General features: G+C 51.8%; 20 protein-coding genes and 2 tRNA genes. 6 read left to right on the plus strand and 16 right to left on the minus strand.

Annotated elements, in window-relative coordinates:
- Positions 1–79 precede the first annotated feature (79 nt).
- The 4 genes from clpX to K3T83_RS16560 form a co-directional block, all read right to left on the minus strand.
- Complete coding sequence (gene clpX, locus K3T83_RS16545) at positions 80–1,369, minus strand: ATP-dependent Clp protease ATP-binding subunit ClpX (RefSeq protein WP_308441683.1); 1,290 nt, start codon at positions 1,367–1,369, stop codon at positions 80–82.
- Positions 1,370–1,418: 49 nt separating this feature from the next.
- On the minus strand, positions 1,419–2,861 hold the full coding sequence (gene tig / locus K3T83_RS16550; RefSeq protein ID WP_220204063.1) for a trigger factor: 1,443 nt from the start codon (positions 2,859–2,861) through the stop codon (positions 1,419–1,421).
- A 342-nt stretch (positions 2,862–3,203) separates the two neighbouring features.
- Positions 3,204–3,275: transfer RNA gene (locus tag K3T83_RS16555), tRNA-Gly, on the minus strand.
- Between the two features lie 127 nt (positions 3,276–3,402).
- Positions 3,403–3,485 (minus strand) — tRNA-Leu (locus K3T83_RS16560).
- A 438-nt stretch (positions 3,486–3,923) separates the two neighbouring features.
- Between K3T83_RS16560 and ppk1 the strand changes: the two genes are divergently transcribed.
- Positions 3,924–6,104 carry a polyphosphate kinase 1 gene (ppk1, locus tag K3T83_RS16565; RefSeq protein WP_220204064.1) on the plus strand — a complete coding sequence of 727 codons (2,181 nt, stop codon included), beginning with the start codon at positions 3,924–3,926 and terminating at the stop codon, positions 6,102–6,104.
- A gap of 223 nt (positions 6,105–6,327) precedes the next feature.
- Here the strand turns inward: ppk1 and K3T83_RS16570 are convergent, their stop codons facing one another.
- The 7 genes from K3T83_RS16570 to K3T83_RS16600 form a co-directional block, all read right to left on the minus strand.
- Complete coding sequence (locus tag K3T83_RS16570; protein WP_220204065.1) at positions 6,328–7,047, minus strand: CHAP domain-containing protein; 720 nt, start codon at positions 7,045–7,047, stop codon at positions 6,328–6,330.
- 418 nt (positions 7,048–7,465) lie between these two features.
- Positions 7,466–9,040 carry an amidohydrolase gene (locus K3T83_RS16575; RefSeq protein ID WP_220204066.1) on the minus strand — a complete coding sequence of 525 codons (1,575 nt, stop codon included), beginning with the start codon at positions 9,038–9,040 and terminating at the stop codon, positions 7,466–7,468.
- Positions 9,041–9,215: 175 nt separating this feature from the next.
- Entirely contained in the window at positions 9,216–10,151 is a 936-nt protein-coding gene (locus tag K3T83_RS16580) for an alpha/beta fold hydrolase (protein WP_220204067.1), read from the minus strand.
- 377 nt (positions 10,152–10,528) lie between these two features.
- Positions 10,529–11,587: a methyltransferase gene (locus tag K3T83_RS16585; protein ID WP_220204068.1), complete on the minus strand. Its 1,059-nt coding sequence runs from the start codon at positions 11,585–11,587 to the stop codon at positions 10,529–10,531.
- Between the two features lie 185 nt (positions 11,588–11,772).
- On the minus strand, positions 11,773–12,438 hold the full coding sequence (locus tag K3T83_RS16590) for an ATP-dependent Clp protease proteolytic subunit (RefSeq protein ID WP_220204069.1): 666 nt from the start codon (positions 12,436–12,438) through the stop codon (positions 11,773–11,775).
- A 77-nt stretch (positions 12,439–12,515) separates the two neighbouring features.
- Positions 12,516–13,235, minus strand: coding sequence for a metal-dependent hydrolase (locus K3T83_RS16595; RefSeq protein ID WP_220204070.1), 720 nt, complete (start codon positions 13,233–13,235; stop codon positions 12,516–12,518).
- A 23-nt stretch (positions 13,236–13,258) separates the two neighbouring features.
- On the minus strand, positions 13,259–13,756 hold the full coding sequence (locus tag K3T83_RS16600; protein ID WP_220204071.1) for a MaoC family dehydratase: 498 nt from the start codon (positions 13,754–13,756) through the stop codon (positions 13,259–13,261).
- Between the two features lie 120 nt (positions 13,757–13,876).
- Between K3T83_RS16600 and K3T83_RS16605 the strand changes: the two genes are divergently transcribed.
- From K3T83_RS16605 to K3T83_RS16615, 3 genes are all read left to right on the plus strand, one after another.
- The gene (locus tag K3T83_RS16605) at positions 13,877–14,542 is read left to right on the plus strand and encodes a transaldolase family protein (RefSeq protein WP_220204072.1); all 666 of its coding nucleotides are present in this window, start codon (positions 13,877–13,879) and stop codon (positions 14,540–14,542) included.
- Positions 14,543–15,286: 744 nt separating this feature from the next.
- Entirely contained in the window at positions 15,287–16,795 is a 1,509-nt protein-coding gene (locus tag K3T83_RS16610; RefSeq protein WP_220204073.1) for an ATP-binding protein, read from the plus strand.
- Positions 16,796–16,905: 110 nt separating this feature from the next.
- Positions 16,906–17,640 (plus strand): response regulator transcription factor, encoded by a 735-nt coding sequence (locus tag K3T83_RS16615; RefSeq protein ID WP_220204074.1) that lies wholly within the window; start codon positions 16,906–16,908, stop codon positions 17,638–17,640.
- On the opposite strand, the gene K3T83_RS16620 is transcribed toward K3T83_RS16615, so the two are convergent.
- The 3 genes from K3T83_RS16620 to K3T83_RS16630 all read right to left on the minus strand — a co-directional run bounded on the left by K3T83_RS16620 (position 17,633) and on the right by K3T83_RS16630 (position 20,027).
- Entirely contained in the window at positions 17,633–18,568 is a 936-nt protein-coding gene (locus K3T83_RS16620; protein ID WP_220204075.1) for a metallophosphoesterase family protein, read from the minus strand. The two genes, K3T83_RS16615 and K3T83_RS16620, sit on opposite strands and share 8 nt — an antisense overlap.
- A gap of 205 nt (positions 18,569–18,773) precedes the next feature.
- Entirely contained in the window at positions 18,774–19,436 is a 663-nt protein-coding gene (locus K3T83_RS16625; protein ID WP_220204076.1) for a hypothetical protein, read from the minus strand.
- Between the two features lie 255 nt (positions 19,437–19,691).
- Positions 19,692–20,027 carry a hypothetical protein gene (locus K3T83_RS16630; protein ID WP_220204077.1) on the minus strand — a complete coding sequence of 112 codons (336 nt, stop codon included), beginning with the start codon at positions 20,025–20,027 and terminating at the stop codon, positions 19,692–19,694.
- A gap of 615 nt (positions 20,028–20,642) precedes the next feature.
- Between K3T83_RS16630 and K3T83_RS16635 the strand changes: the two genes are divergently transcribed.
- Both K3T83_RS16635 and K3T83_RS16640 read left to right on the plus strand, forming a co-directional pair.
- Positions 20,643–21,461 (plus strand): hypothetical protein, encoded by an 819-nt coding sequence (locus tag K3T83_RS16635; RefSeq protein WP_220204078.1) that lies wholly within the window; start codon positions 20,643–20,645, stop codon positions 21,459–21,461.
- A gap of 223 nt (positions 21,462–21,684) precedes the next feature.
- The gene (locus tag K3T83_RS16640) at positions 21,685–22,008 is read left to right on the plus strand and encodes a hypothetical protein (protein ID WP_220204079.1); all 324 of its coding nucleotides are present in this window, start codon (positions 21,685–21,687) and stop codon (positions 22,006–22,008) included.
- A 101-nt stretch (positions 22,009–22,109) separates the two neighbouring features.
- Here K3T83_RS16640 and K3T83_RS16645 read toward each other — a convergent pair whose 3' ends face one another.
- Complete coding sequence (locus K3T83_RS16645) at positions 22,110–24,554, minus strand: transglycosylase domain-containing protein (RefSeq protein WP_220204080.1); 2,445 nt, start codon at positions 24,552–24,554, stop codon at positions 22,110–22,112.
- On the minus strand, positions 24,554–25,396 hold the full coding sequence (locus K3T83_RS16650) for a MerR family transcriptional regulator (protein ID WP_220204081.1): 843 nt from the start codon (positions 25,394–25,396) through the stop codon (positions 24,554–24,556). Before K3T83_RS16650 ends, K3T83_RS16645 begins: the two co-directional genes overlap by 1 nt.
- Between the last annotated feature and the right edge of the window lie 297 nt (positions 25,397–25,693).

Here is a 25,693-nt window from a genome sequence, read left to right on the forward strand (position 1 = left end):
GGTCTCCGCCTGTCTCTCCAGTATGGTTTTTCAGTAGGGACAACTCAACGATTCAAGAAAAATGATGAGCCTGCGCAGGCTAGGCAGACTCATCTTCAGAATATGCTGCGGTTCTATCACTGCGCGTCACCAACAAAGGTTTATGACGCGACGTTATGACATCCCCGTTTACAATCACCTTCTTTACATCCGCACGCGAGGGTATCTCGTACATGACATCCAGCAGGACATCTTCAACAATACTGCGCAAGCCTCGCGCTCCGGTCCGTTGCTTGAGTGCGCTTTCTGCTGCGGCATCAAGCGCCTCGTTGGTAAAGACCAGATCGACGTGATCGAGCTGTAAAAATTTCTGATACTGCTTGACGATTGCGTTCTTCGGCTCGGTAAGAATGCGGATCAGCGCCTCTTTATCCAGGCTATCCAGCGAGACAGTCACCGGCAAGCGACCGACAAATTCAGGGATCAGACCGTATTTCAAGAGGTCGTCGGGGATCAGATGCGTCAGAATCGACTCATCTTCCTTCGCCTCTGCATCTTTCGCTTCCTGCCCACGCGCACGGAAGCCAATGGTCTTATTGCTGCCGAGGCGCTGCTCCACCGTTTTGTCCAGACCTTCAAAGGCGCCACCACAAATGAACAGGATATTGGCGGTGTTGATCTGGATGAAGTCCTGATGAGGATGTTTGCGGCCTCCCTGTGGTGGCACATTCGCAACAGTTCCTTCAATGATTTTGAGGAGAGCCTGCTGGACCCCTTCGCCCGAGACATCGCGCGTAATCGAGGGATTGTCAGATTTGCGAGCAATCTTATCAATCTCATCGATATAAACGATGCCACGCTCCGCGCGCGCGACATCAAAATCGGCGGTCTGGATCAGACGCAGGAGAATGTTCTCAACATCCTCGCCGACATATCCGGCCTCGGTCAGAGCAGTTGCATCAGCAATGCAGAAGGGAACATCCAGAATCTTCGCGAGCGTCTGGGCCAGGAGCGTTTTGCCACAACCAGTTGGGCCGATCATCAGAATATTACTCTTGCCCAGTTCCACATCATCGATCTGCATACCGACGCCGATGCGCTTGTAGTGGTTATAGACCGCTACCGAAAGCGTCTTCTTGGCGCGTTCCTGGCCGATGACATAGTTGCTGAGTTGTTCGTAAATCTTCTTGGGTGTCGGTATCTTGCCTGTTTGCAAGCGTGGCTTGGCAACTGTGGCTTGCTCTTCCTCGATGATTTCTCGACAGAGATCGATGCACTCATCGCAGATATAGACCCCACCAGGTCCGGCAATTAAACGCTGGACCTGATCTTGACTTTTGCCGCAGAACGAGCAGCGGTATGTCGTACGCATATTTTTTGAGTTTGCCACGTCTGTCACCTTTCGTGCAAGTGCAACACTGCACCTGATGATTGCATTCCTACTCTACGGTCTCAGCCTTAGATTCGCCTGCTGTTGCAGACGCCTCGGCCTCACCTTGCGTCTCAACCGCAGTAGCTTCGCTTGCTGCACGGGCAGCTTCCTCAGCATTATTCAGGGTTGCCTCTTCATCAGCCTGCTCAGACACTTCCACTTCCTCACTATCGGGATCAGGACCGGCGATAATCTCGGTTAAGCGTTGCAACGTCTTCTCACGTCGATAGCTGCTTGCCAGCGCTCGAATCTGCTCCTCAGTCCTGGGCAACGTCTGACCCGCCTGAGAATACAGGGCAAACAGACCTTCGATCTCCTCCGCCGTCACATTGATATCTTCCTGTTGAGCAATTTCATCCAGCACCAACTGGCGTTTCACGCTCTTCTCTGCGTCAGGACGGATCTCTTGCAGATACTCCTCGCGCGATTTGCGCATCATGGTCAGGTATTGATCCACCGAGATATGCTGTTGCTCCAGCATATGCCCAAACTGATGCAGCATATCTTCGGCCTGCTCATCAATTAAGAGTGGATGGATCGAAAATGTGCTTTGCTCGATCAGGGCATCTACAATTTTATCACGTAGCTCGTCGCGATTGCGTCGCTTTTTGCTTTCGACGATGTTGTCGCTGATGGCCTTGCTCAAGTCTTCCATCGTCTGGTATTGCCCATCGCTGACCTTTTCGGCGAAGGCGTCGTCCATCTCTGGCAGCTCTTTCACTTCGACTTTATGCAAAGTGATCTCGTAATTGGCATCCTTCCCGGCCAGCTTCTCGTTGCTGTAGTCGGCGGGAATGATGACGGTGAACGATTTGCTCTCGCCTGCCTGCATGCCAACAACCTGTTCGTCCATGCCGGTAAACAGGCCGTTGCGCTCCTTGGTCAGCTCGAATGGATTGTCCTTGAGGTCAGAGATATTCTGATCCCCAGAGGTTAGCTTGAGGTCAACCGTCACGCGGTCGCCATAGTCGGCAGGGCGCTCTACGATCTTCCAATCGCTCACGCGCTCGCGCAGGGACTCGATTTCTTTGTCCACCTCTTCGGAGGTCACGCTGGCGTCTTCGCGCTCGAAATGGAGCGATTTGTAATCGCCAGGTACAGCCGGTGTCAGGACGGGAACAGTCAGACTGAAATGGTATGGCTGCCCCATTTCAAACTCGGGGGCATCAAGTTTGGGTTGGGAGATCGGCGTAAGATCGTGTTCTCTCAGAGTGCTGCGATAAGTCTCCGAAATCAGGTCGTCGAGACCTTCCTGGTAAATGTATTCTTTCCCGCCTAGCTTGCGCTCCAGCAAAGAACGTGGCGCTCTGCCGCGACGAAAACCCTGTACGTCAATCTGCTTAACTAATTTCTGGTATGCCTTATCTGAGGCTTTTTGCATCTCGTCCCAGGTCACATCTACATCAAGGACGGCCTCACTCGTCGGCAGCTTTTCAACAGAGACCTTCACAATTCCTCCAGCAGGTTATGCTCTGCAATTCTCTATTAATAATTACTAGTGGTACAGACGTGTGTATACTATGTATACTAAAAGGGGCTGTCAAGCATACCCCTATTGTTCGTTGAGATCTATAAGTAAGATCTTTGCGCAAAAAAGACAGTGGGAAGTACAAAGAGGCAATCACCACCCATAGACCACCCCACAACAGAGCTAGTAGTTCGAGCAAATTTGCATGCTGCAAAGCGTTGTGATCTATGTCTCGTGTGGGTCGCGTACATATGCACTTGCCCATTAAGAGGGGCCGCTCTTTACATTTCGGCAAAATCACGGCCCTCTGCCTAGACAATTCGGAGCGGGAGACGGGATTCGAACCCGCGACATCTTCCTTGGCAAGGAAGTGCTCTACCACTGAGCCACTCCCGCTTAATTGTGCATTGAGAGGACAGAATTTCAAGTCTCCCTACTTTAAGCTTATCTACCTTCAACTTCCGTTTCATGGGTTAAAATATGGAAACCCGCTTGATTCCAGTCCTTTCCATGCAACAGGTAGTGGGCGGTGAGAGACTCGAACTCTCACGGTTCATCACCAACAGATCCTAAGTCTGCCCTGTCTACCAATTTCAGCAACCGCCCATTCTTTCAAACGTTCTTTCAAACGAACGTAAAAAATTCCAGGTTACATGGTTCTCACTTGTGGATAATACATCAGCGACAGGGGTACTGTCAAGACAAATTTCCAGTTTTACCATTCAAGGCTACCGCTGTTCTCTCCGCACCTTCCGGTTCTTTGCATTCTTATACAAGAAGATGATACAATGAGACTTGTAGCAGCCTCTCGATAACTACTCATCTTATTTCTGCTTCAGGTCTCCTTGACCAGAGAGGGAAGCGAAATCACATTTTATCACGTTTCCAAAAGTATGCACACAGTATTCATCAAACAGGTGCATACAAATCTCCATATCAGCATACGGATGTGGAAAGAAGCCCGGGCCTGGAGCTTATAGCTGACGTCAAGGCCCAATTGTAACATCATCAACGTAGAACTACAAACAGGGAATGCAAGACCATATGGACCAGAAAATATCGACACTATCCTCAACAGAGCTAGAAAGACCAGATCTGTATATCAATCGTGAGTTAAGCTGGATTGAGTTCAATCGTCGTGTGTTTCAGGAGGCGCAGGACAGCCGCCATCCGCTGCTCGAACGGGTGAAATTCATCTCTATCTTTGAAACAAATCTCGATGAGTTTATTATGATTCGACTCGCGGGCCTGAAAGATCAGGTTGTGTCGAGAACTGCACCACGCAGCCCTGATGGTCGCACAGCCGAGCAACAGTTAATCGCCGTTCGTCAACGCCTGGCTCCGCTGGTACAGGAGGTTCGTCAGTACTGGCGCAATGAGTTGCTGCCCCTGCTGGCCGGACAGCATATTCACATTCTTGATTACGAGCAATTGAACGATGAGCAGCGCTCAACCATGCGCGATTACTTCGAGAACGAGGTCTTCCCGGTCCTCACACCTCTGGCGGTTGATGCGGTCCATCATCCATTCCCGCATATCTCGAATCGTAGCCTCAATCTAGCTGTTGTGATCAGTGATCCCGCGCACGGGGAAGAACTGTTTGCCCGTGTGAAGGTGCCGCCGCCACCGCTGCTGCCGCGCCTGGTTCCGGTCACAGTTGCAGCAGAAGATCCACAGGTCGTTGCGTTTGTCTGGTTAGAACAGCTGATAGCGGCCCACCTGGGTATGCTCTTTCCAGGCTTTGAAGTCTGGGAGTCGTACCCCTTCCGCGTCCTGCGTGATGCCGATATAGAGCTACAGGAGGACGACGCCTCCGACTTGCTCGAATATATCGAGCAAGAAGTGAAGGAGCGCCGCTTTGGTGCGGTAGTCGATCTGGCGGTCAACCCTTCGATGCCGCCGCGTATCCGTAGCCTGTTGCTGGATGGTCTGGAAATTGGCTCGCGAGATCTTTCAGTGATCGATGGTCCGCTGGGACTGGGCGATGTGATGGAGCTACATTCGCTGGAGCGCCCGGAGTTGAAAGATACGCCGTTCACACCCCGGGTGCCAGGATTTTTGCGCAAAAAAGGTGAGCATCATCCCAGAACCGCCGAACTCTTCGAGGCGATCAAAGATCACGATCTTTTACTGCACCATCCTTACGATAGCTTTAGCACAGTGGTCGATTTTATTCGTGCCGCCGCCAACGATCCACATGTGCTGGCCATCAAGCAAACGCTCTACCGCGTGGGGGTCAACGCCCCGGTTGTCAATGCGCTACTCGAAGCAGTCGAGAACAACAAGCAGGTGGCGGTTCTGGTCGAATTGAAGGCCCGCTTCGATGAGGAGAACAACATCGAATGGACCAAGAAGCTGGAGCGCGCAGGCGTACATGTGGTCTACGGTCTCAAGGGATTGAAAACGCATGCAAAAGTTGCAATGGTTGTGCGCAAAGAGGAGCGAGGTTTGCGCCGCTACGTGCATCTGGGCACCGGCAACTATAACGCGACAACCGCTCGCATTTATGAAGACCTCTGTTTGCTCACCTGCCAGCCGGAGATCTGTTCCGACGTGACGACTCTCTTCAATTCGCTCACGGGCCACTCGCGACAAAGTATGTATCGCAAATTGCTGGTTGCACCACTGGGATTGCGTCGTGGCATAACAGAGCGGATCGAGCGCGAGATTCGCTTGCATGAGCAATATGGCAACGGGCGGCTCATCTTCAAGACCAACGCGCTCACCGATCCCGCGATGATCCGTCTACTCTATCAGGCATCACAGGCAGGGGTGCAGATCGATCTCATTATTAGAGGGATGTGTTGTCTGCGTCCGGGCATCGAGGGAGTTAGCGAGAACATTCATGTGCGCAGCATTGTTGGACGCTTCCTGGAGCATAGCCGGATCTATTACTTTGGCAACAACGATCAGGAAGAGATCTATCTGGGGAGTGCCGATTTGATGCAGCGCAACCTCAACAATCGCGTTGAGGTTGTCTTCCCCGTCGATTCGCCCGCGTTTCGTAAGGCGCTTAAAGAGCATGTGCTGGACCCTGTACTACATGATACAGTCAATGCCCAGCGCTTGCAGCCTGATGGCACCTACGTTCCCATCTTGCCCACCCCAGACGAGGAGCCGTTTGATAGCCAGGATTGGTTTATCACGCATCCCCTGATTGAAGAAGAGGATGAGGACGAGATTCAGGAGACAACCACCATCAGCGCCATCCCTTCTAGAGCATAGGAGGCCGGGCGATGGGGAAAACTGGGCGAGGACCAGCCATAGACGAGCGGCCTCCCCATCTCATTTCGCGGATGTAGAAAATAAAAAATGCCGGGGTATCTACGACCCGGCATTTTTTATTTTCTTAATTGTGATTGATATGTTGGGCAATTTCGCGTCTAGGGCAGAGGCGATGGCTGGTCCTCACCCTGGGGTGCCACTCATGCATCAGGCTTCCCGGCTTCTACACACTCACAAACGAGACGCCAGGACCAGCCCTGAAGGTGGCTCTGGTAACAGCAGAGCCGTTACCACCCCAGTTCATATTGCTGGCGACGACGCCGCCATTGTCTTTGACCTGCTCAACAACGCCCACGTGTCCAAGTCCGTAGGCACCCTGAGTCCAGGGCTGCAAGACGATAATAGAGCCAACCGATGGCTTGCTGGAGACTTTCCAGCCATACTGGTAGGCACGCGAAACCCACTGCCAGGCATTCGCATTGGTGGTCCAGGGCACATATTTCCCGGTCAATTCATGATAGCGCTGATTGGCGAACCATGTACACTGTGCATAGGGGAAAAAGTTACCAGTACCACTTTTGGCACTCAAGGTGATGTTGCTGTTCACCTGTTTTCCGCCGTTTGAGGTGGATTTGCCCGGAATACAAATATGCTGATTGATGTACAAAACATTCGCGTTGGCAAGCTTGTTGTAAGATGCCAGGCTTTGCCAGGAGGTATTGTAGCGGGACGCAATGGCTCCCAGCGTATCCCCTCCCGCAACCTGGTACATCTGATCTCCTCCCGAACAGGGCGATTGAGCAAACGCTCCCAATAGATCGCTTCCAAAGGCGCTGCTCAACAAGGCTCCAGCCAGAATAGCCATGACAACCAGATGTGCGCCGATGATGCTGACGAGCCGACGCCCAGAAAAGTAGCGCCGTGTCTGTGCGTTCAAATACATAGGGTCTCCTCTTCTCCTCTACTTCACTACAAGACAACTTAGGCTTCGCAGCCCCAAACATTTCAATGTCTGTTGCTCTACATATTAACGCATCCACAATAATAGATCGGCATGAAACACTATGGACCATAGGAGAAAAAGACTAGATACGGTTAAGATAATATGGTACAAAGGATACGAAAAAATATGGCTATAACGGAAATATATATTTTTCTCATTAATCCGTATTTGCTCTATTCATCATATAATGTCACTACCATGATGATGAGGTTTTATCCATGAAGCCGATAATTGGTACATCCGGCAAATGTTCCGGGGAGAACCTTCTCTCTCCCTGGAACATTTGCCGGATGTACCAATTATCGCTTGATTGCGAACGACGGGATCACCGCGCAGCAACAAATTAATATTGATATTTTTATAGCTCTCCGTAAACTATCTTTCCCCCAACAATCGTCGCCTGCACACCATTTTCTGTCATTTTCTCTTGAGGGGTGTTCAGGACGTTTTCGCGTAATACCACTGCATCGCCGAGCTTGCCAACTGAGAGAGAGCCTTTGCGCTGCTCCTCCGCACCAGCGTAGGCTGCGCCCATTGTATAGCCCCACAGGGCATCGCGCACGATCAATGCCTGATCGGGCAGCCAGGATGGGCGCGTTTTTGAGGGATCGCGCCGGGCGGTGGCGGCATAGAGGATGGTCAGGGGATCAAAGGTTTCGACGGGGGCATCTGAGCCGAGGGCCAGCGGAATGCCCATATCATGCATTGTACGATAGGCATAGGCGCGGCGATGGCGCTTTCCCCAATAGCGCTCGGCGATATCACGGTCGGCGACGGCATGATAGGGCTGGATCGAGGCGATCACTCCCAGACGGCGCATGCGTTCCAGATCTTCAGGGGCAATCAGTTGCACATGCTCCAGACGATAGCGCAGCCCCAAAGCGGGGTTCGTCACGGTTCCCTCTTCGGCAAGCATCTGTTGCGCGCGTTCAATGGTGTTGAGCGCCACCCGCGCGGCACGATCACCGATGGCATGGACAGCGATGGTCAGGCCCATTTCGGTTGCGTCGCTCACCACGTCCTGCATCTCCGCCTCTGGAATCGTCAGGATGCCATAGTTGCCGGGATTTCCCTCAAAGCTTTCGAGCATAGCGGCGGTCTGAGAGCCAAGCGTGCCATCGGCAAAGATTTTGATGCCACCCACACGCAACAGGTCGTCCTCGTCGTTCTGAATGCCCTGTTCGCGCAATCGTGGCAAGAGCTGGCGCGGCAGGATCATTTGCACCCGCAAGCCCAGTTTGCCCTCGTCGCGAAATTGTCGGAAGAGGTTGAGCGAATCCTCGCCCTCAATATCGTGAATCGTGGTGATGCCTGATCGCTGCAACTGCGGCAGGATGCGTTCGAGCATGGCTCTACGCAAAGCTTCGTCAGGCTCCTCAATGACATCATAGACAAGGCTGGTGGCTGCCGCTTCCTGCAAAATACCGGTTGGCTCGCCTGATCCGTTGCGCAGAATTGCCCCGGTAGCGGGATCGGGCGTCTCCACAGTGATGCCTGCACGTTGCAGGGCCAGAGAGTTGACCCAGAGCAAATGACCATCTTTGCTCCAGAGGGCGACGGGATGGTCAGGTGCCACGGCATCAAGCGAGGCTTTTGTAGGAAAATTGCTATTGGCCCAAAGATTTCTATCCCATTGCCCGCCCTGAACCCAGCGACCCGGCGGCGTCTGAGCGGCTCGCTGGCGTACCAGCTCCGCTACCTCATCTTCGCTAATGCAGGCGGTAGCATCGATATGATAGGCACGAAAAGCGGTGCTGACGAGGTGGATATGGGCATCGATAAAGCCGGGGAGGACCGTTTTGCCCTGAAGATCGAATACCTCACTAAAACGTCCTCCCACGCGCCGCACCTCGTCGTTCGTCCCCACCGCCTCGATACGACCACTCGCGCTATCGATTGCTATCGCCTGCGCGATGGGCTGAGCTGCATCCATCGTATATATCGTTCCATTTACATAGAGAATTTTCGTCATAGCCTTTAAAACCCCGATTTAAAGTCCTAAATTGTATGCTTCCCGTAGCGACAATCCCTTGTGGTTGTCGCTTTCCACATCGTAATTTGTATACGTAATTTGTCCATTTATCCGCGACAACCGCAAAGGATTGTCGCTACGTGGGATTTTCGCCATCGATAAAGCTTGCAATGGTTTGTGCAAGCTGTTGAGGACGTTGTAACTGGATATCGTGGGCAGCATCGGGCATCCAATGAACGGCGCAGTTCTGAATGGTACTGGCAACCTGCATCGCGATATAACCTTTGGTAGCAGCAAATTCGTTTGCCAGTTCCAGACGTTCCGGTGGCTCTTCACCCGGCTGTGGTCGAGCAGCAGCCGGAACCAGCAAGACGGGACAGGTCAGCTTACTATAGTAGGAGAGAGCACGATCCTCCCAGAGCGCCTCGCGGATCTGGCGCTGGTGCTCCGGGCGCAAACGGGTCTCGACGCTGCCATCGGGCTGTTCGCGCACATAGGTACTCAAAATAGTCTCTACATCTGGATACAGGCCATCACCGATCTCTTCACGAATACTTCTGATAAATTCTTTAAAAGATGGATAAGTATCAGCAAAAGATTTTTCTCGCAAGAACCGTTCACGCGTCATACCGGGCCAGTGCCTCGGCTCGATATGTGGGCAATCAACTAGCGAGAGATGGCTGACCAGGGCCGGATGGCGCGCGGTCAGTACCAGGGCCAGCCGTGCTCCCCAGCCATGTCCCACAAGCGCCACCTGTCCCAAACCCAGGCCAGCCATTCCACAAATGATATCTTCGGTCATTGTCACCAGATCATAACCATCTTCAGGCTGATCGCTCAATCCATGTCCGCGCAGGTCAAAGGCAATTACGAGGTGCCGACTATACAAATGCTCTGCGACCATCTTCCAGGTATCGGCAGTTGCTCCCAGCCCATGAATCATCACAAGGGGAATTGCGTCGTCGTCGTGCCTTTCCTGCGACTGCGGAGGAAGTAATTGTGCTGAGTCCCACTCCAGATAGTGGAGCCGGATATCATCAACATCAATAAAGGCGCTGCGTGGCTCTATCATGTGCATACCTTTCTAGCCTGATATATGCGCTTCCTGCCTGATAAAGAGACTTCCACCAACCCGCACTAAAGAACGAACATTGCTTGCTTCTTGCAAAGCGGCTCCTTTTTTCGCTAACCATATGGAGAGAAAACATGAAGGAGCCAGAAAAGAGTACGACAATACAAACGGGGGGTAGGTAATGCGCAAGGTGCCAGACAATGCAATGCTCCTTACCGAATAAGCAGATGATTATCTCTACAATAGTGAGAGAAATGGTATCAATACTATTGTACCGCATGAGAATGGAAGATCATATAAGGGTTAACCCGATAATCCTCCCGTCGTAGTCGAGCGATTTATCGCGCATGCGCGGAATTACGCAATAAATCGCTCGACTACGAAACGTCTGGGAACGTGGAGTGCTGTGATTTTGTCAGTGGCCGAGTTGCTCGTAGTACTTTATAGCGCGTATCCCCTCCCACCTCTTCCACATCTTGAAAGCAGGCACGCAAAACCGGCTCGTATTTCAGAAAGCGGTTCGCGACCAGATAGAAGCGCCCCTGCGGACGCAGTGCCTGTGCCGCCTCGCGTATAAAGCGTTCGGCAATGGCGGTTGTCTGTATCCCGCCCTGATGAAAGGGCGGATTGGTCGCAACGAGGTCGAAGCGCTGCGTCAAAACCGCTTGAGCGCCGTCGCTGGCCGTGACCAGTATATTCGTCAGTTTGCTCTCTGCGACCGCCTGCCGACTCGCCGCCACCGCTGCCAGGCTCACATCTACCATCGTCACACTCCCTTTACTGGCAAGGTGTGCGATATGCAGCCCAATCAAACCAGCACCACAGCCGATATCCAGCGCTTCGTCGGTGGCATGAACCTCCAATGCGTCCAGTAGAAGTCGCGTCCCCTCATCAAGCTTATTGTCGGCAAAAACACGTATAGTTGCGTTCTCTATTGTCTCTGAAGCAGTTGTACTTTTGTGGGCCAGCAGCACTCGCTGCCCTTTGCTGATCTCCAACGTCTCGACTGAGCCAAAGAGTTGCTCTATCCGTTTCGCTATCGTGAGGATGCCGCGATCTTTTGCGCCTACGACATAGAGCCGTCCACCCACTTTGAGCGCGTGCAGGGCCACTTGCAGGCCATAATGCATCCAGCTATTGTTCGGCTGATAGAGCAAGTTCATCACGGCCACATCGACCGTTGCGGGGATAACCCGTTCGCTATAATCGTGGAAGGCGACGTGTTGTACGGTATGAGCATGATTAGCAAGGGAGAGCAGTTCGTGAGCGAGCGAGACGTTATCTTCTGCCAGCGTCACGCCTCCACCAGCCAACGATGAGGTGAAGCGCTCGACAAGCTGCCGGACGAAGGGGTCAGCGGCAGAATTGAGGATCAGCATGTGATCTTCAAGCGAATATTGCACCGTCTCGCAAAGCAAACATTGTTCGCGCTTCATTCATGATCCTTTTTGTGAATAGGGGTAACACGGTTAAGGCAGAGCAACCCGGGCGAGGACCAGCCATCGCCCCTGCCATATCCAATTTCCCGGAATCTGTCTCGTGTATGGCAGGGGCGATGGCTGGTCCTCGCCCGGGTTCCCGTTGCACTGGTTTACGGTTGAGAACGCCCTATATAATCAAGCTACGATTCGCGCGCCCGCTCCTCGATCTTGTCAAGTTCCATCACCTCGTCAACCAGACCATATTCGGCGGCCTGTTGCGCTGAGAGGTAGTAGTCGCGGTCGGTATCACGCGCGATGCGTTCGAGCGACTGCCCGGTGTGTTTGGCGAGGATCTCGTTGAGAACCTGGCGCAAACGGATGGCCTCGCGAGCCTCGATCTCGATCTCCGCAGCCTGGCCTCGTGCGCCGCCCAATGGCTGGTGGATCATCACCGTCGCGTTGGGCAGGCAATAACGTTTTCCCTTCGCGCCACCCGCCAGCAGCACGGCACCAAAGCTCATCGCCATACCAAGACAGATGGTGGTGACGGGCGATTTAATCGTTTGCATGGCATCATAGATCGACAGACCAGAATAGACCTCTCCACCGGGAGAGTTGATGTACATATAGATATCTCTTGTTGAGTCCTCGCTTTCGAGGTACAACAACTGAGCAACGATAGCACTGGCAATCTGATCGTTAATAGGAGTACCTACGATAACGATACGATCTTGCAGCAGGCGCGAGTAGATGTCCCACCTTCGCTCTCCACGCGGAGTTGATTCGATCACATAGGGAATGAAAGCTTCGGGTCTCGCTCTGCCTGCGCCATATAAAGGGCTATTTGAGGAGGAAGCTGCGCTCATATTGACTCCTTTTTCGAGAAAACACCCATATCAAGCTTGATTATAGCAAACCTGGCAAGGGGTTGTACATATTTTCTCTACTTGATCGTCTGCCCTGGAGTCATCTCGATCACCTCGACACTCTCCAGGCCCAGTTTGCGTAGTTCGTCCTTCAGTTGCGCGGGCGTGCCAATCAGGATGGGGAAGGTGCCGTAGTGCATCGGGATTACATGCTGGACACCGAGCAGGCGCGTTGCTAGAGCAGCTCCCTTTGGTCCCATTGTATAAAAGTCGCCGATTGGCAGCATCGCAATGTCGGGCGCGTAAAGTTCGCGGATCAGTTGCATATCGCCAAAAGCACAGGTATCGCCAGCGTGATAGAGCTTGAGGCCGTTCTCCAGCTCTATCACAAAGCCAACGGGATCGCCTCCATAGACGGTCTGATCGCTGCCATCGATGCCCGAAGAGTGAAATGCCTGTGTCATGGAAACTGTGATGCCCTGGACGTTGACGCTGCCTCCGATATTGAAGCCAACCACATTCTCGACCCCCTGAGAGCCGATCCAGGTTGCTGTCTCCACGATAGCCAGCACCTGCGAATGATACTTTTTCGCAGTCGGCACCACGTCGTTAATATGGTCGGAATGGCCGTGCGTGACCAGGATCAGATCGACCTTGTCAAGCTGTTTAGCCTCGGCGGGACTTTTCGGATTGCCCTCGATCCAGGGATCAATCAAAATAACTTTGTTCTGGGGCGTCGTCACCTTAAACGTGGCATGCCCTAGCCATGTAATCTGTGCTCCATTCAGCTGTGCCATAAGAGTTTCTCCTTTGTATGCTATTACTCCATCGTCAGGCGTGTAATCTGCGGCGCATGGCCTCGTTTATACACCATAATGGTCCGTTTAAACGTAATGACGATTTTGCCTTCTTGATTATAGCCGCTGGTCTTGACTGTGACAATCCCAACATTTGGGCGTGAGCGCGACTCACGCGTTGCCAGCACCTCCGATTGTGAATAGATAGTGTCGCCTTCAAAGACCGGATGAGGGAGGCGCACTTCATCCCAGCCAAGATTGGCAAAAACGTTCTGCGAGATGTCCGCGACGCTCTGCCCTGTCACCAGCGCCAGCGTGAAGGTCGAGTCCACCAGCGGTTTACCAAACTCGGTTTGCGCGGCGTAGTGATGGTCGAAATGGATAGGAGCGGTATTCTGTGTCAGCAACGTAAACCACATATTATCAGTGGTCGTCACCGTGCGTCCCAGCGGGTGTTGATAGACATCGCCGACCGCAAAATCCTCGAAAAAGCGGCCTCGCCAGCCCTCTTTGATTGGCATTGAGATAGCACTCCTTCCCGATAACGGCTCTCCTGTTGTTATACAATATTTGCAAACAAAACAACACGTCTGCAACAAAGATCTTCTATAGAAGAGTTACAGGGGATAGGAGCAGCAATTATGGCCCTCTACATCGATTGTGCATACATTGATGATATCGTTGAAGTTGGACGCACGGTGCCACTGGCAGGCGTCACGACCAATCCGTCAATTATGCTGGCAGCCTGCGAACGTGGGCAGCGGCTCACTCCGTCTCAACTCCTCTCCGCATTGTTGAGCAAGCAGCCGGGACTGGTTTTCATCCAGCCGGGGGCAGCCAGAGAAGGAGAGATGCTTCAAGAGGCTCTCGCGTATATCGCAGCCGAGCCACAGCGCGTCATCCCCAAGATACCGATGACGAAGACTGGCATGCGTGTGGCACGCGCCCTCAAAGAGCAGGGGCATCGCGTGGCGTTCACCGCCGTTACTTCAGTTGCCCAGGCGTATTGCGCGGCACTAATCCAGGCCGATTACATCATCCCATACTACAATCGCCTCGCCCGTTCAGGAGCCAATGCCAGTGAGCGTATTGCTCAGATCGCGAAACTGTTTCAGAGCCAGCACCTCTCCTCGCGTATCCTGGCTGCGAGTATTAAGTCATCTTTAGAAGCTGCGGAGGCGCTCCAGGCTGGTGCGCACGATTTGACTGTGCCCTCGGAGGTTTTACTTTCCCTGCTCACAGACCCCGAAAGCGAGCGGGCGGTGGAGAAGTTTACGCAGGATTGGCAAAGAATGAAAAATTTGTAATTTGAATGCTTTTCCACACTTCTTTCTAGATGAATTTTTGTTCATCATACACGCTTATCAATTCATGGGTTCGTCATGACTTTATGTTATAGTATTGGCGTAGGAAACGAGAGGTAATAACCTGGTAGATGGCACCAGGGAAATGATGGAAGTGCGGAAATTTGGGAAACAGTTCTGCTCATGATCGAAGGTAGAAGATGCGGATGGAATATTCGATGGGATGCTAGTAGAAGGTGTGGATGAGACATTTATTTTTAGAGGTGAGATAAGATGAGATCATGGTCGAAGGATGGCAGGGAGAGAAGAGGTGTGTGCAAGAACTTGCCAGTATACCAGGAGTACTGTCTTCTGATCTCCTGGGGTGGCCGTGATGGGGAAAAGGGATAGAGGACGGTACGGTAAGTTGAGTGGGGGAGGACTGACAGGATCACTTTCACACGTGTATCGTGGAACTTATTGGGGAAGATGGAGGAGGGGAGGAATGTCTCAGAAAGAAGCTCGGCGGGTACGTTCCGCCGAGCTTCTTTCTGTCTGCATTCTTCTCCTAAAACTGTAGGGATGGTGGCACAAGATTATTATTGTGTGCAGAGCGAAATCGACACAATTTTGTAACACTTTGATCATATGCTATCCACAGCAATGTGCTATGCTGTACAGGTAGAAAAACAAACACCTGTAATATATATTGGAAGCACATATTGAAAGCATCATGATTGTTCAATATTGATGACCGAGGGCCGCTCTATGATTCCCAGTTTGCACCGCCTTACAACACAGAAACAAACCTATACCAGCATTGGCTACCTGCTGCTCTCCTTCCCACTGGGTATATTCTACTTCGTCTTTCTCGCCGTCGGCCTCACAGTTGGGATCGGGACGCTGGTTATCTGGCTGGGCGTTCCCGTCCTGCTGTTCGTAATGTGGTTCTGGTGGAAGCTAGCCGCAATGGAGCGCGCAATGGCGATAAAATGGCTCAAAGTGGATATCCCGCCAATGGAGGGGCAGGTTGACAACACAAAGCCGCTCTGGGATCGTGTTCGCACTCATCTCAGCAATAGTGTCACCTGGAAAAGCCTGCTCTATCTCTTCCTCAAGCTGCTGATTGGCTCCATCACATTCTGCATTACCCTCAGCGCCCTAGTGATGGTGATCGCACTGCTGTCGGTGTCGCTTTCATTGGGTGCGGTCTTCTCGCCCTTCGTTTTTCTGTTCCTCTCCATCACAGGAGCTTTTCGCAGATCTCGTTCTACTCTTATATCGCAATCCATGAAGCTCACACCGCCTCAGCGCCCTCTCACTATCGGTCGTGTGCTGCACATATCATTGATGGCTGGAGGTCTCGTCTTCGTACCTCTCTATATCATCAATGGCATGGCCTGGGGGTGGGGACAGATTGCGCGCTCGATGCTGGGTTTAAGCGATAAGGATCTGAGGCTGGCGGAGGCAAGGGCGCTGGCGGAACAACAGCGTATTAGAGCAGAGCAGGCCGATCAGAAGCGGCGCGATCTGATTATCAACGTCTCGCACGAGCTACGCACCCCGGTTGCCAGTATCCGCGGTCATCTCGAATCGCTCTTAAACGGCTTTAGCGAAGATGGCAGCGGCAAAATGCCTTCACCGGAGGCGTTACAGAAATACCTCACCATCGTTCATCGCGAGTCTGTGCGGCTCGGCTCGCTTGTTGACGATCTGCTCTCACTGGCAAAGACGGAGGCCAACGAACTGAGCCTGAACATCTCAGCGGTTGAGGCAGGAACGGTGGTCGAGGAGGTCTATCAGACGTTGATGCCGTTGGCACGTCGCGATCGGCAGATCACGCTCGTTCGTGCTGTCACGCCCGGGTTGCCACCAGTGCTGGCTGATCGTCAGAGGCTCATCCAGGTTATCCTCAATCTTGTGCGCAATGCCATCACCTACACACCTAATGGAGGGATTGTTTCCATCTCGCTCGAACCAGCCGGAGCAAATGCGCTCGCCCTCTCCGTTGCGGATACCGGCATCGGCATTCCACCGGAGGATCTCGGTCGCGTCTTCGAGCGCTTTTATCGCACCGATGCCTCGCGCTCACGAACATCTGGCGGCTTTGGCCTGGGATTATCCATCGTTAAAGATTTCGTTACGGCCATGCACGGCTCAATCACCGTCGAAAGCAAGGTTGGAGAAGGAACCCGTTTCTGCGTCCTGCTCCACGTGGCGTCTGCTGCTCAACAACCGCCGCAAAATCCGGTACAACGTGCCATGCAGCAGGCATAAATACCGCAACGTGCTATGTATCCTGCCCTCTTGTATACAAACGGTATCGGTTGTACACTAGGGAGAGTATAAAACTCTGCAACCGGGTAAACACCATAGAGGACGGTATAATGGCACGCATTCTTGTCGTTGAAGATGAAATCGACATTTGTAATCTATTGCGCAACGAGCTAGAGGCCGAGGGACATACTGTATTTCAGGCGTTTGATGGCACTATCGGCCTGAATCTGGTTGAGCAACATAACCCCGATCTCATTATCCTCGACTGGATGTTGCCCGGCCTGGATGGGCTTTCGGTCTGCCGCCGCGTCCGACAAAACCATCTGACCCCGATTATTATGCTGACGGCGCGCAATGAGGAAGTGGATCGTATTCTTGGCCTGGAAGTGGGGGCTGACGATTATGTCAGCAAGCCGTTTAGCATTCGCGAGGTACAGGCTCGCGTCCGCGCGCTGCTACGACGTGTCGAGCTTGATAGCCGCCTGGCACCGACTCCTTCGCCCGTTGGTGGGAACGCGTTGGCTGCAAATATCGCTGCCACTCCAGCTGCCCCGGCACCGATCGTGCATGGTCCGTTGCGCATTTACACCGCTGAGCGTATCGTGCAACTTAATAATGCGGAGCTTGACCTGACCCCGAAAGAGTTCGATCTGATTGTTCTGCTCGCCTCGCATCCCGGTCGCGCCTTTAGCCGCGAATTTCTGTTACAACAGCTCTGGGGATATGACTATGACGGCTTTGATCGCACCGTCGATACTCATATCACCCGCCTGCGCAAAAAGCTTGGGCCTCTGGGAGAGAAGATCGTCACCGTCTGGGGCGTTGGCTATCGCTTCGTTATCTAAACGGCACACGCCACTCTTGCAACCACTTTTGCGTCTGATGATCGCGCAAACGAATCAACGCCTGCTCCGGGAAAAGGCGCACAGCAAAGGTCGGGAGAACATTCGGAGTATCGGGCACATAGGTCACATGCCCCTTATTGAGGCTCGGCCCCGTATGGGTTCCCGTATACCAGGGCGACATCAAATGTACAAACGTCACCTGATGCTCGCCCAGTTGCTCGGTCTTCACCAGATTTGGAGCCTGCCAGCCCGAATGCGTGTGGCCGCTGAACAGGAGGCAGGCGTTGCGATGGCGAGCCAGGATAGCGCGCACCTCCTTTGAGTTTTCGAGCGAGAAGAAATGCTGGAGCGAATTATAGTCGCGATGCCGCTTAGCATCACGGTCCAGCACAGTATCATACAATGGACAGTGCAGGAAAATAACCGCTGGCAGATTGGCATGAGCAGCCAGGGTCATATCGAGAAAGGTTAACGCCTCCTCGGAGAGATAGACATATTTGGGATTTTCCAGCGTCAATGGATCTGGATAGTCAAGCATGATACAAATAGTCTCACCTGCCTGCCAGCTATAACGCAAAGGCTTCTCCCAGATTTGCGTATAAATGCTGGCCATCAGCGCGGGATCTTCTCCGTTAGGGCCATAGTATTCATGATTGCCCACGCCTGGATAGAAGGGGATCGAACCGAGCTGCTCCTCAAGACTCTTTTTCGCCAATCGATGATTATCAATGAAGCAGGTATCAACAATATCGCCGGGCGAGACACAGAAGGTGGGGGTGCCCTCTTCGCCGCTCCACAATTCATGGAGATCGTTATACATGAGGGAGAGGCGTTTTGTATGGAGTTCGTGCCAGGCGGGTATCGTGCGATAATGCAAATCGCCAAAGGCCCAGAAATAGAGCAGCTGCCCTGCTTGTGGAGAGTTCATGGTACGTTCTTCATCCTTTTCTAGTTGAGTATATAGAGATATTGTAACAGATGAATTTTAAGGATGTGTGAAGAACAGACAGTAATGGCGTCTCTAACTCTTAAAATAAGGATGTAAAACAAAGGGCATAGTTGAAATGCGCGCTTCCTGTGATTCGCACCTCAACCATACCCTCTGTCTTATGTCAAAGTTGACAGCAGCTGCCTCATTGCGAATGGAACGTGGTGCCATCATTGATGAATCTGACCTGTTGATTCTGGATATGTACGACTAAATCGGGCTTCCCATCGCCATTGAGATCGCGGATCTCGCCCGTCACCGGCGTTAAATCCTGGCCGTCACCGTAGAGAGTCGGACCAATAAAGATGCGCGAGCGGCTGGGATCGCCGCCAGGAATTTCAATAATTTGCACATGCCGACGTAAATTCATAAAGATAAAATGGGTTGGATTGCTTGCACTATCGCCATGCCCTACCACAGCATCCAGTTGTGAGGTTCGCGGTCGCCCATAATGCTGATCGTCCTGATACGTGTTCCACCACGTACTGACGAGGCTGAAGCTCATAATCAAGATAATCGTAATAATCATACCGATCAATGTAGGGACGAGTGGGAAGCGCCTCTGCCCGTTTCTCTCGCGAGTGGGCGCAATGGCCTTAGAAGCAATACCCTGCGTTGCCTGGGAACCTGAACGCCGCCGCTGGATAAAGGCTCCCTGCGAAATTGGCTCATCAGCAATCTCGCGTAGAGCAGATGACGGTTTATAGCGCCTGACACTGCTGGGCATGCGGGTCTCATAGAGGGAGGCATCATCCATCACATCGTCTGCAATGGGTTGAGACTGCCTCCTGGTATGTGCCATATCCATGTCCGTTCCTCCTATCTAGCAACTGTTGAAAGTCATAAGCCATATACCAGGTCTGGTCTATTTCTGGCTCCATTAATTAGAACAGAATTTCTTTAAGTATATCAGAATAAATGTTCTAGTCAAGTGGTATGAGAGCAGACCTCGCCAAATGAACTCCCAACATAGGCAAAATGGCATAGATGTGCATGGCGGTTCGAGAAAAATTGCTTGCGTGTTGTTTGTGTCGTTCCTTCCCTTACATCATGAGTTATGCTTTCAAACTCCCTTTCCCCACATTTCCGGGTCAAGGCCACTCCAAACGGCAAAATCCTCATAGCGTGATGTAAGGGTACGCAGAAGATATGTTGTGAACTCATCGTACTGTGCTTTGTCGAGGATGCTCAGCTCTCTCATCAGCCTCAGGAGAGAGATTATCTGCTCACAGATAAGTACATTGGTAATAGCTGCCCGCATTTTTTCATCCTTGATATTTGAGGTAGCGTCAGCCGCAGTAGCCTGATGCAAAAGCATATGGCTTATTGATTCCTGGAAATCGCTAGAAATCCTATCTTGTAGATCTTGCATAGCTTGCAGAAAACTTTTATCTTGCATTAAATTTTCTCCTGAATAAGTGTATGCGCATATACAACTTTCTTTCTGGTAATAGTACATATCGAAGGTAAGCTACGAGAGATAGATGGCCTGCATTCCAAACGTTTTCGTTATTTTGCATTCCGGCACTATAGCTTTCGAAAAAAAGCAATGGGTAGACCTGATATCGCTATATATTATAGCGGATAAGTGGTCTATAGAACCATACTATTTTCCGTTTCCAACATAAGGTGAGACGATCTCTTTCCTGAGGTCAGAGATCTTTTTCTAATCATTCTTCTCCAAAATACACTAGTATAAATTAACTATGCACGACCTCCTCCATCAAAATAATAACGATTATCACAGCAGGGAAACGGCATTTTCTGAAATACAAATCCTCATTATCGCAACCTTTTTTGGAAAAGAGATCGCCGTAGTTGCATCAAAATAGAAGATCAAATACAGCTTCTCTTGAGCTAGCACTATTTTTTTTGACTCTATATAATGATCAAGGGAGTACGGATGAAGGTTCGGATTCCTTAATCCTGCCTGAAGCCGCTTAAACATTTTTTGTGTTTTTGTTTTTCTCCCAACGTATAAAAACGTTAATGTAACCATTAAAAGGAGACTTTTATGCCAACACCTGTAAGAGACGCGATACGTGAGCGAGCCGAAGGTCAGGAGCAGGGTGGAGCGGAAGGAATGCCATTCTTGCTGGCCGCCCTGATGTCTCGTCGTGAGGAGCGCGAAGAAGGCCGAGAGGTCGCTCATCCCCTCTTGCTGGCCGCTTTGATGTCTCGCCGTGCGGAACAGGGAAAGATCCATCCCCTCTTGCTGGCCGCTTTGATGTCTCGTCGCCAGGAGCGTGCTGAAGAAGGCATCAGCCCGATTGTGTTAGCTGCTCTTGCGGCTCGTCGTCAGGAAGAAGGCGAAGAGCAAGAGGGGCAGATTAGCCCTATTCTGTTAGCCACTTTGATGTCTCGTCGTGCAGAACAGGGGAAGATCCATCCTCTTCTGCTGGCTACCTTGATGTCTCGTCGTCAGGAAGGTCAGGAAGGTCAGGAAGGGCAGATCCATCCTCTTCTGTTGGCCGCTCTGATGTCCCGCCGCGAAGAGCGCGAAGAAGGTCGAGAGGTCGCTCATCCCCTCTTGCTGGCCGCTTTGATGTCTCGCCGTGCGGAACAGGGAAAGATCCATCCCCTCTTGCTGGCCGCTTTGATGTCTCGTCGCCAGGAGCGTGCTGAAGAAGGCATCAGCCCGATTGTGTTAGCTGCTCTTGCGGCTCGTCGTCAGGAAGAAGGCGAAGAGCAAGAGGGGCAGATTAGCCCTATTCTGTTAGCTGCTCTCGCATCTCGTCGTGAGGAGCGTGAGGAGCGCGGAGAAGGCATCAGCCCGATTGTATTAGCTGCTCTCGCATCTCGTCGTGAGGAGCGCGAGAAAGCAACCGTATAGATCAAGGCACAGATGTCTTTTTGCCACATCTCTTAATGAGGGACGGAAAGATTTTCTGACCTTCTAGTGTGATAAAGGAATATTCGGCATGATGTCTGCTCATCTATTTGCCCGAATACCTTTGTCACACTAGGTGCGCGTTATATCTGATCTTTCGCTAGGAAAGGACAACATCATGACAGCGAACTCCGAACAAACAGCAGCACGAGAGCATATAGATCCTATGATCGAAGCTCTCATTAAAGGATTGATAGAAACTGCATCGCATCCGAAAACAGGATCACGGACGGAAGATGCAATCACGGATGCTCTGACAGATGCATATATGGCGTCTCTGATCCCATCATCAGGAACAGCATCCCAGACATCATCAATTGAAACAGCCATGCTTGCTGCCGCCCTTGCCCCAGCATTGGCAGAAGCTCTTGCTCCGGCGTTGGTAGAAGCCCTTACGCCTGCACTTGTGAAAGCGCTAAATACCATAGTTGCATCAAAACAAACAGACAAGAAGACAACTTCCAAGCATGATTCCGACAAGCAAGAGTAAGAATAAACGATTATAGATATATCAACTAGCCAACAGGGGCAGTAAATAATTACTGCCCCTTTTTTGAAAAGGGGCAGAGCAGGAGCCGATGGTAGTAATAACTACCACCAGCCCGGATCTGAGAAGAACGGATTATTATTCCCATGAGACGAGGATGATGGTGGGGAAAACGCGAAACTGTAATTGTTGGGGCAATATGCATGGGCAGCGGAATGATTATCTTTGTTGTCATTATGCCCGGGTGAAGAATGTACGCTAGTTGGCGTTGGCTCAAGGCCTGGTATCGTGAAACCGCCCGGGGTGGGGGTGGACTGGATAAACGTAGGGGCCGTACCAGGCAGAAACCAATCGGTTGACTTCACGCCATCAGGATACGTCACCGTTTGCCGCTCCAGACCACCAGGATTGCTGAAATCATGCACGGGATGTCCCTGCTCGGCTACCAGCATCGAGTCGTGCCAGATTGGAGCAGCGCCCTGAACACCAGTCACATCGAACATGGGCGTGTTATTATCATTGCCAGCCCAGACGCCCATCACATAATCCGTTGTATAGCCAACCGTCCAGTTATCGCGGAAATCATTGGTTGTTCCCGTCTTGGCTGCGGCTGGGCGAACAGTCCCGCGATTGCCATCCCAGCAATCCGCCTGTGAGTTGGAGTACAGTTGCAGTGGGTTGCAGTCAAAGAATTCCGGGATGCGCGATTGATTGTCGCTCAATACATCGGTCATCATATACGCCAGTTGCGGATTGATCGCCTGCGTTCCCGGATTGCTCTGATGCTGAATTGTCTGGTTCGTACGGCTGATGACGACTTTTTCAACACCATAATACGGTACATGCACGCCACCATTGGCGAAGGTGCCATACGCAGAGGTGTGATCGATCAGTCGCACACCAATGCCACCCAGCACAAGCGAATAACCCGCATAGCCCTCGTAGCTGGCGATGCCCATTGTTTGTGCCATACTCATGGCGCTATCAATCCCGACATGCTGCAACACCTTCACAGCAGGAATATTGAGCGAATTTTGCAGAGCGCAACGCAGCGTCATATGCCCATGATACTTGTTATCGTAGTTTTTCGGGCTGAACGTTGGCGGATTGCCCCCGGGCAGTTTGATCGTCAGGGGTGCATCATCTATGGCCTGCGCAGGTGATATTCCCTGCTGGAAGGCGTCCACATAGACATATGGTTTAAAAGACGAGCCGGGCTGACGATAGCTTTGTGTCGCGACATCAAACTGACCATCGATGCTTTTATCGTTATAATCGATGCTTCCCAGTAGCGAGATAATCGCGCCGCTGTGATAGTCGATCAGCACTTCGGCTGCGTTGGTGACATGATGTGTATACTTCAGTTCCGCGATATGTGCCTGCGCGATCTTCTGAATCTTGTCCTGCAAAGCGATATCTAGCGTCGTATAGACCTTCATATCGGAGCGAGACAATTGATTGCGCTTCAGGTGAAATTGCTGTTCAAGCTCACCCAGCACAAAGTTGAAGAAATGGGGAGCACGATTCACCATGCTGGGGCGTTTGAAGAAATTGGGATGATGGGCCTCGCGCTCAGCATCAAGCGCCTGGACTCTCGTAATATAGCCCTGGCTGACCATACCATCTAGCACCGTCTGAAAGCGCTGCAAGGCCGCCTCTGGATGCTGAAAGGGATCATAGCCATAGGGATATTGTGGCAGACCGGCCAGCATCGCGGATTGTGCTATGCTCAGTTGTTTGGCTGCTGGTTTGCCTGGTTTATCCTGCAAGCCGAAATAGGCCGTAGCCGCGGCATCGATGCCGTACGCCTGCTGCCCATAATAGATGCTATTGAGGTACATTTCGAGGATATCGCTCTTGCTGTAGCGACGATTGAGTTCGGGGGTCAGCATTGCCTCAGACAACTTGCGCTCGATACTCGTCTGTTTGCCAACCACGAGATTTTTAATCAATTGTTGAGAGATCGTGCTACCACCCTCCACGACCCGTCCGCTGCGCAGATCATTGAGGGCGGCCTGAATGATGCGCGGGATATCAACGCCGGGATTGGTCCAGAAATTTTTATCTTCCGTCGCGATGGTCGCATTGATCAGGGCAGGGGCCACATCATCGAGGGACACAGCCGTATGTAGTCCCTGATCCGTTAATTGTCCAAGCAGGACGCCGTGACGATCATACATTTTGAGGTTATCAAGAGGCATCAGATCGTGCAGGGTCACAACGCGAGGAATATATTTCGTCTGTGTGTCCTGATAGAAGCGCAGGGCGGTATACGCGCCGGTTCCAGTGACGGAGAAAAAGACGAAGAATAAGGCGAAGAAAGTGCTGGCAATGGTCATCCAGAAGCGTTGCGAGACCATCCGATCGTGGGCACGAGCCTGACGAAGATTTCTACGCACGTGATGATAGAAGAGTATCTTTCGATAGTGACGACGCTGTAATGTACGCCTGACTGCATCAGTAGATGTGTAAGGAACCACTGCCTTTTCTTGCTGGGCAGGCGGCACCTGTCGTGATGGCAAGGGATGATGAGTATCCTCTTTTGGCATTATCGCCTCCTCCCCCCTTCGTTTCTAGCAGGTAGAAATCTTTTGAATGATATGACATCATAGGTGACTACATGGAGGATGGGTACACACTGACTCCATCCACACGAGCAATCATAACCTTCTACTATTATAAGACATGCTACTAGAAAACGTTTTACAGAATAAATTGTTTCAAGATCGTTGAGGGGGACGGAAGCTTCTTGCTCATGAGGAAAGCTATGGGCAGCTTCAATCAGAGCGGGTAAGATTTCGTTAGTGATGGCCTGGACTTGATAGAGGCTTTCGACCCAGGGGATATCCTGTTCGCGAGCGCCGCGCACCTCGGCAAGCTGCAAAATCCCTTCATCTACGAGAGTATGGAAGTAGAGAAAGGCACGCACAGCATCGGCGACCGAGACGTGTGAACGGCTGGTAATCGTGCCATATTCGGTGCCCAGTTCCATTGCTTCGCGCTGCAACGTCTCTTTATCGGTCTCGTTACTGAGGGCACGGCGTAAGAGATCGAGCAGGCGGCGTCCCAGGTGGCGATAGGCATCGCGAACGGTCTCATCGAAGTGTTGATACCAGGGCAAGGTACTGAGGGTGCCGTCAGTAAAAGCCAGGCGGACCCGTCCCAGCAAGCTCTGGATCAATACTTGAGCGGCTGGATCGGGTTTTGGTTCGGCCTCCTGTCGTAGACGAGCCTCTATATCAGCGCGACGGAAACGACGATGACCTCCGCTGGTGCGGCGCGATGGTAGCTCATGACGATCTGCCCACAAACGTACGGTTGCCGGGTGCATGCCCAACAGTTCTGCCGCCTCGCGTAAGCTTAACCACTCTTCCCCTGCCTGTGAAGACAATAGCACACCTCCTGAGAATTGTGGACCTGTCTGTTCATGTAACATAACAGGTTCAATGTGTAGTTGAACTGTATAGAATTCATAATAATTCAGTAAAGCAGACAAGTCAACTATCTCAACACATGAAACGAGCTTTCTGACCTCACCTATGCAGGAGATAGCATATTGTTATTATATCCAACATCAAGACAATTCTGGCCCTTATTGTATATCGATTATCCACGCTTGCTCCCTGTTTATGGGTCCGATACGATCTTAATAATACATGTTTACTCTTCTCGATTGTAGTAAAGCAGA

This window comes from Reticulibacter mediterranei, assembly GCF_016587455.1.

Coding starts and splice junctions, on each gene's coding strand:
- K3T83_RS16615 (WP_220204074.1), top strand. CDS start 16,906: ATGGCACGCATTCTTGTCGTTGAAGATGAAATCGACATTTGTAATCTA.
- K3T83_RS16580 (WP_220204067.1), bottom strand. CDS start 10,151: ATGATAGAGCCACGCAGCGCCTTTATTGATGTTGATGATATCCGGCTC.
- K3T83_RS16605 (WP_220204072.1), top strand. CDS start 13,877: ATGGCCCTCTACATCGATTGTGCATACATTGATGATATCGTTGAAGTT.
- K3T83_RS16635 (WP_220204078.1), top strand. CDS start 20,643: ATGCCAACACCTGTAAGAGACGCGATACGTGAGCGAGCCGAAGGTCAG.
- K3T83_RS16570 (WP_220204065.1), bottom strand. CDS start 7,047: ATGTATTTGAACGCACAGACACGGCGCTACTTTTCTGGGCGTCGGCTC.
- K3T83_RS16600 (WP_220204071.1), bottom strand. CDS start 13,756: ATGCCAATCAAAGAGGGCTGGCGAGGCCGCTTTTTCGAGGATTTTGCG.
- K3T83_RS16640 (WP_220204079.1), top strand. CDS start 21,685: ATGATCGAAGCTCTCATTAAAGGATTGATAGAAACTGCATCGCATCCG.
- K3T83_RS16590 (WP_220204069.1), bottom strand. CDS start 12,438: ATGAGCGCAGCTTCCTCCTCAAATAGCCCTTTATATGGCGCAGGCAGA.
- K3T83_RS16630 (WP_220204077.1), bottom strand. CDS start 20,027: ATGCAAGATAAAAGTTTTCTGCAAGCTATGCAAGATCTACAAGATAGG.
- K3T83_RS16595 (WP_220204070.1), bottom strand. CDS start 13,235: ATGGCACAGCTGAATGGAGCACAGATTACATGGCTAGGGCATGCCACG.
- K3T83_RS16575 (WP_220204066.1), bottom strand. CDS start 9,040: ATGGATGCAGCTCAGCCCATCGCGCAGGCGATAGCAATCGATAGCGCG.
- K3T83_RS16625 (WP_220204076.1), bottom strand. CDS start 19,436: ATGGATATGGCACATACCAGGAGGCAGTCTCAACCCATTGCAGACGAT.
- K3T83_RS16645 (WP_220204080.1), bottom strand. CDS start 24,554: ATGCCAAAAGAGGATACTCATCATCCCTTGCCATCACGACAGGTGCCG.
- K3T83_RS16620 (WP_220204075.1), bottom strand. CDS start 18,568: ATGAACTCTCCACAAGCAGGGCAGCTGCTCTATTTCTGGGCCTTTGGC.
- ppk1 (WP_220204064.1), top strand. CDS start 3,924: ATGGACCAGAAAATATCGACACTATCCTCAACAGAGCTAGAAAGACCA.
- K3T83_RS16585 (WP_220204068.1), bottom strand. CDS start 11,587: ATGAAGCGCGAACAATGTTTGCTTTGCGAGACGGTGCAATATTCGCTT.
- K3T83_RS16610 (WP_220204073.1), top strand. CDS start 15,287: ATGATTCCCAGTTTGCACCGCCTTACAACACAGAAACAAACCTATACC.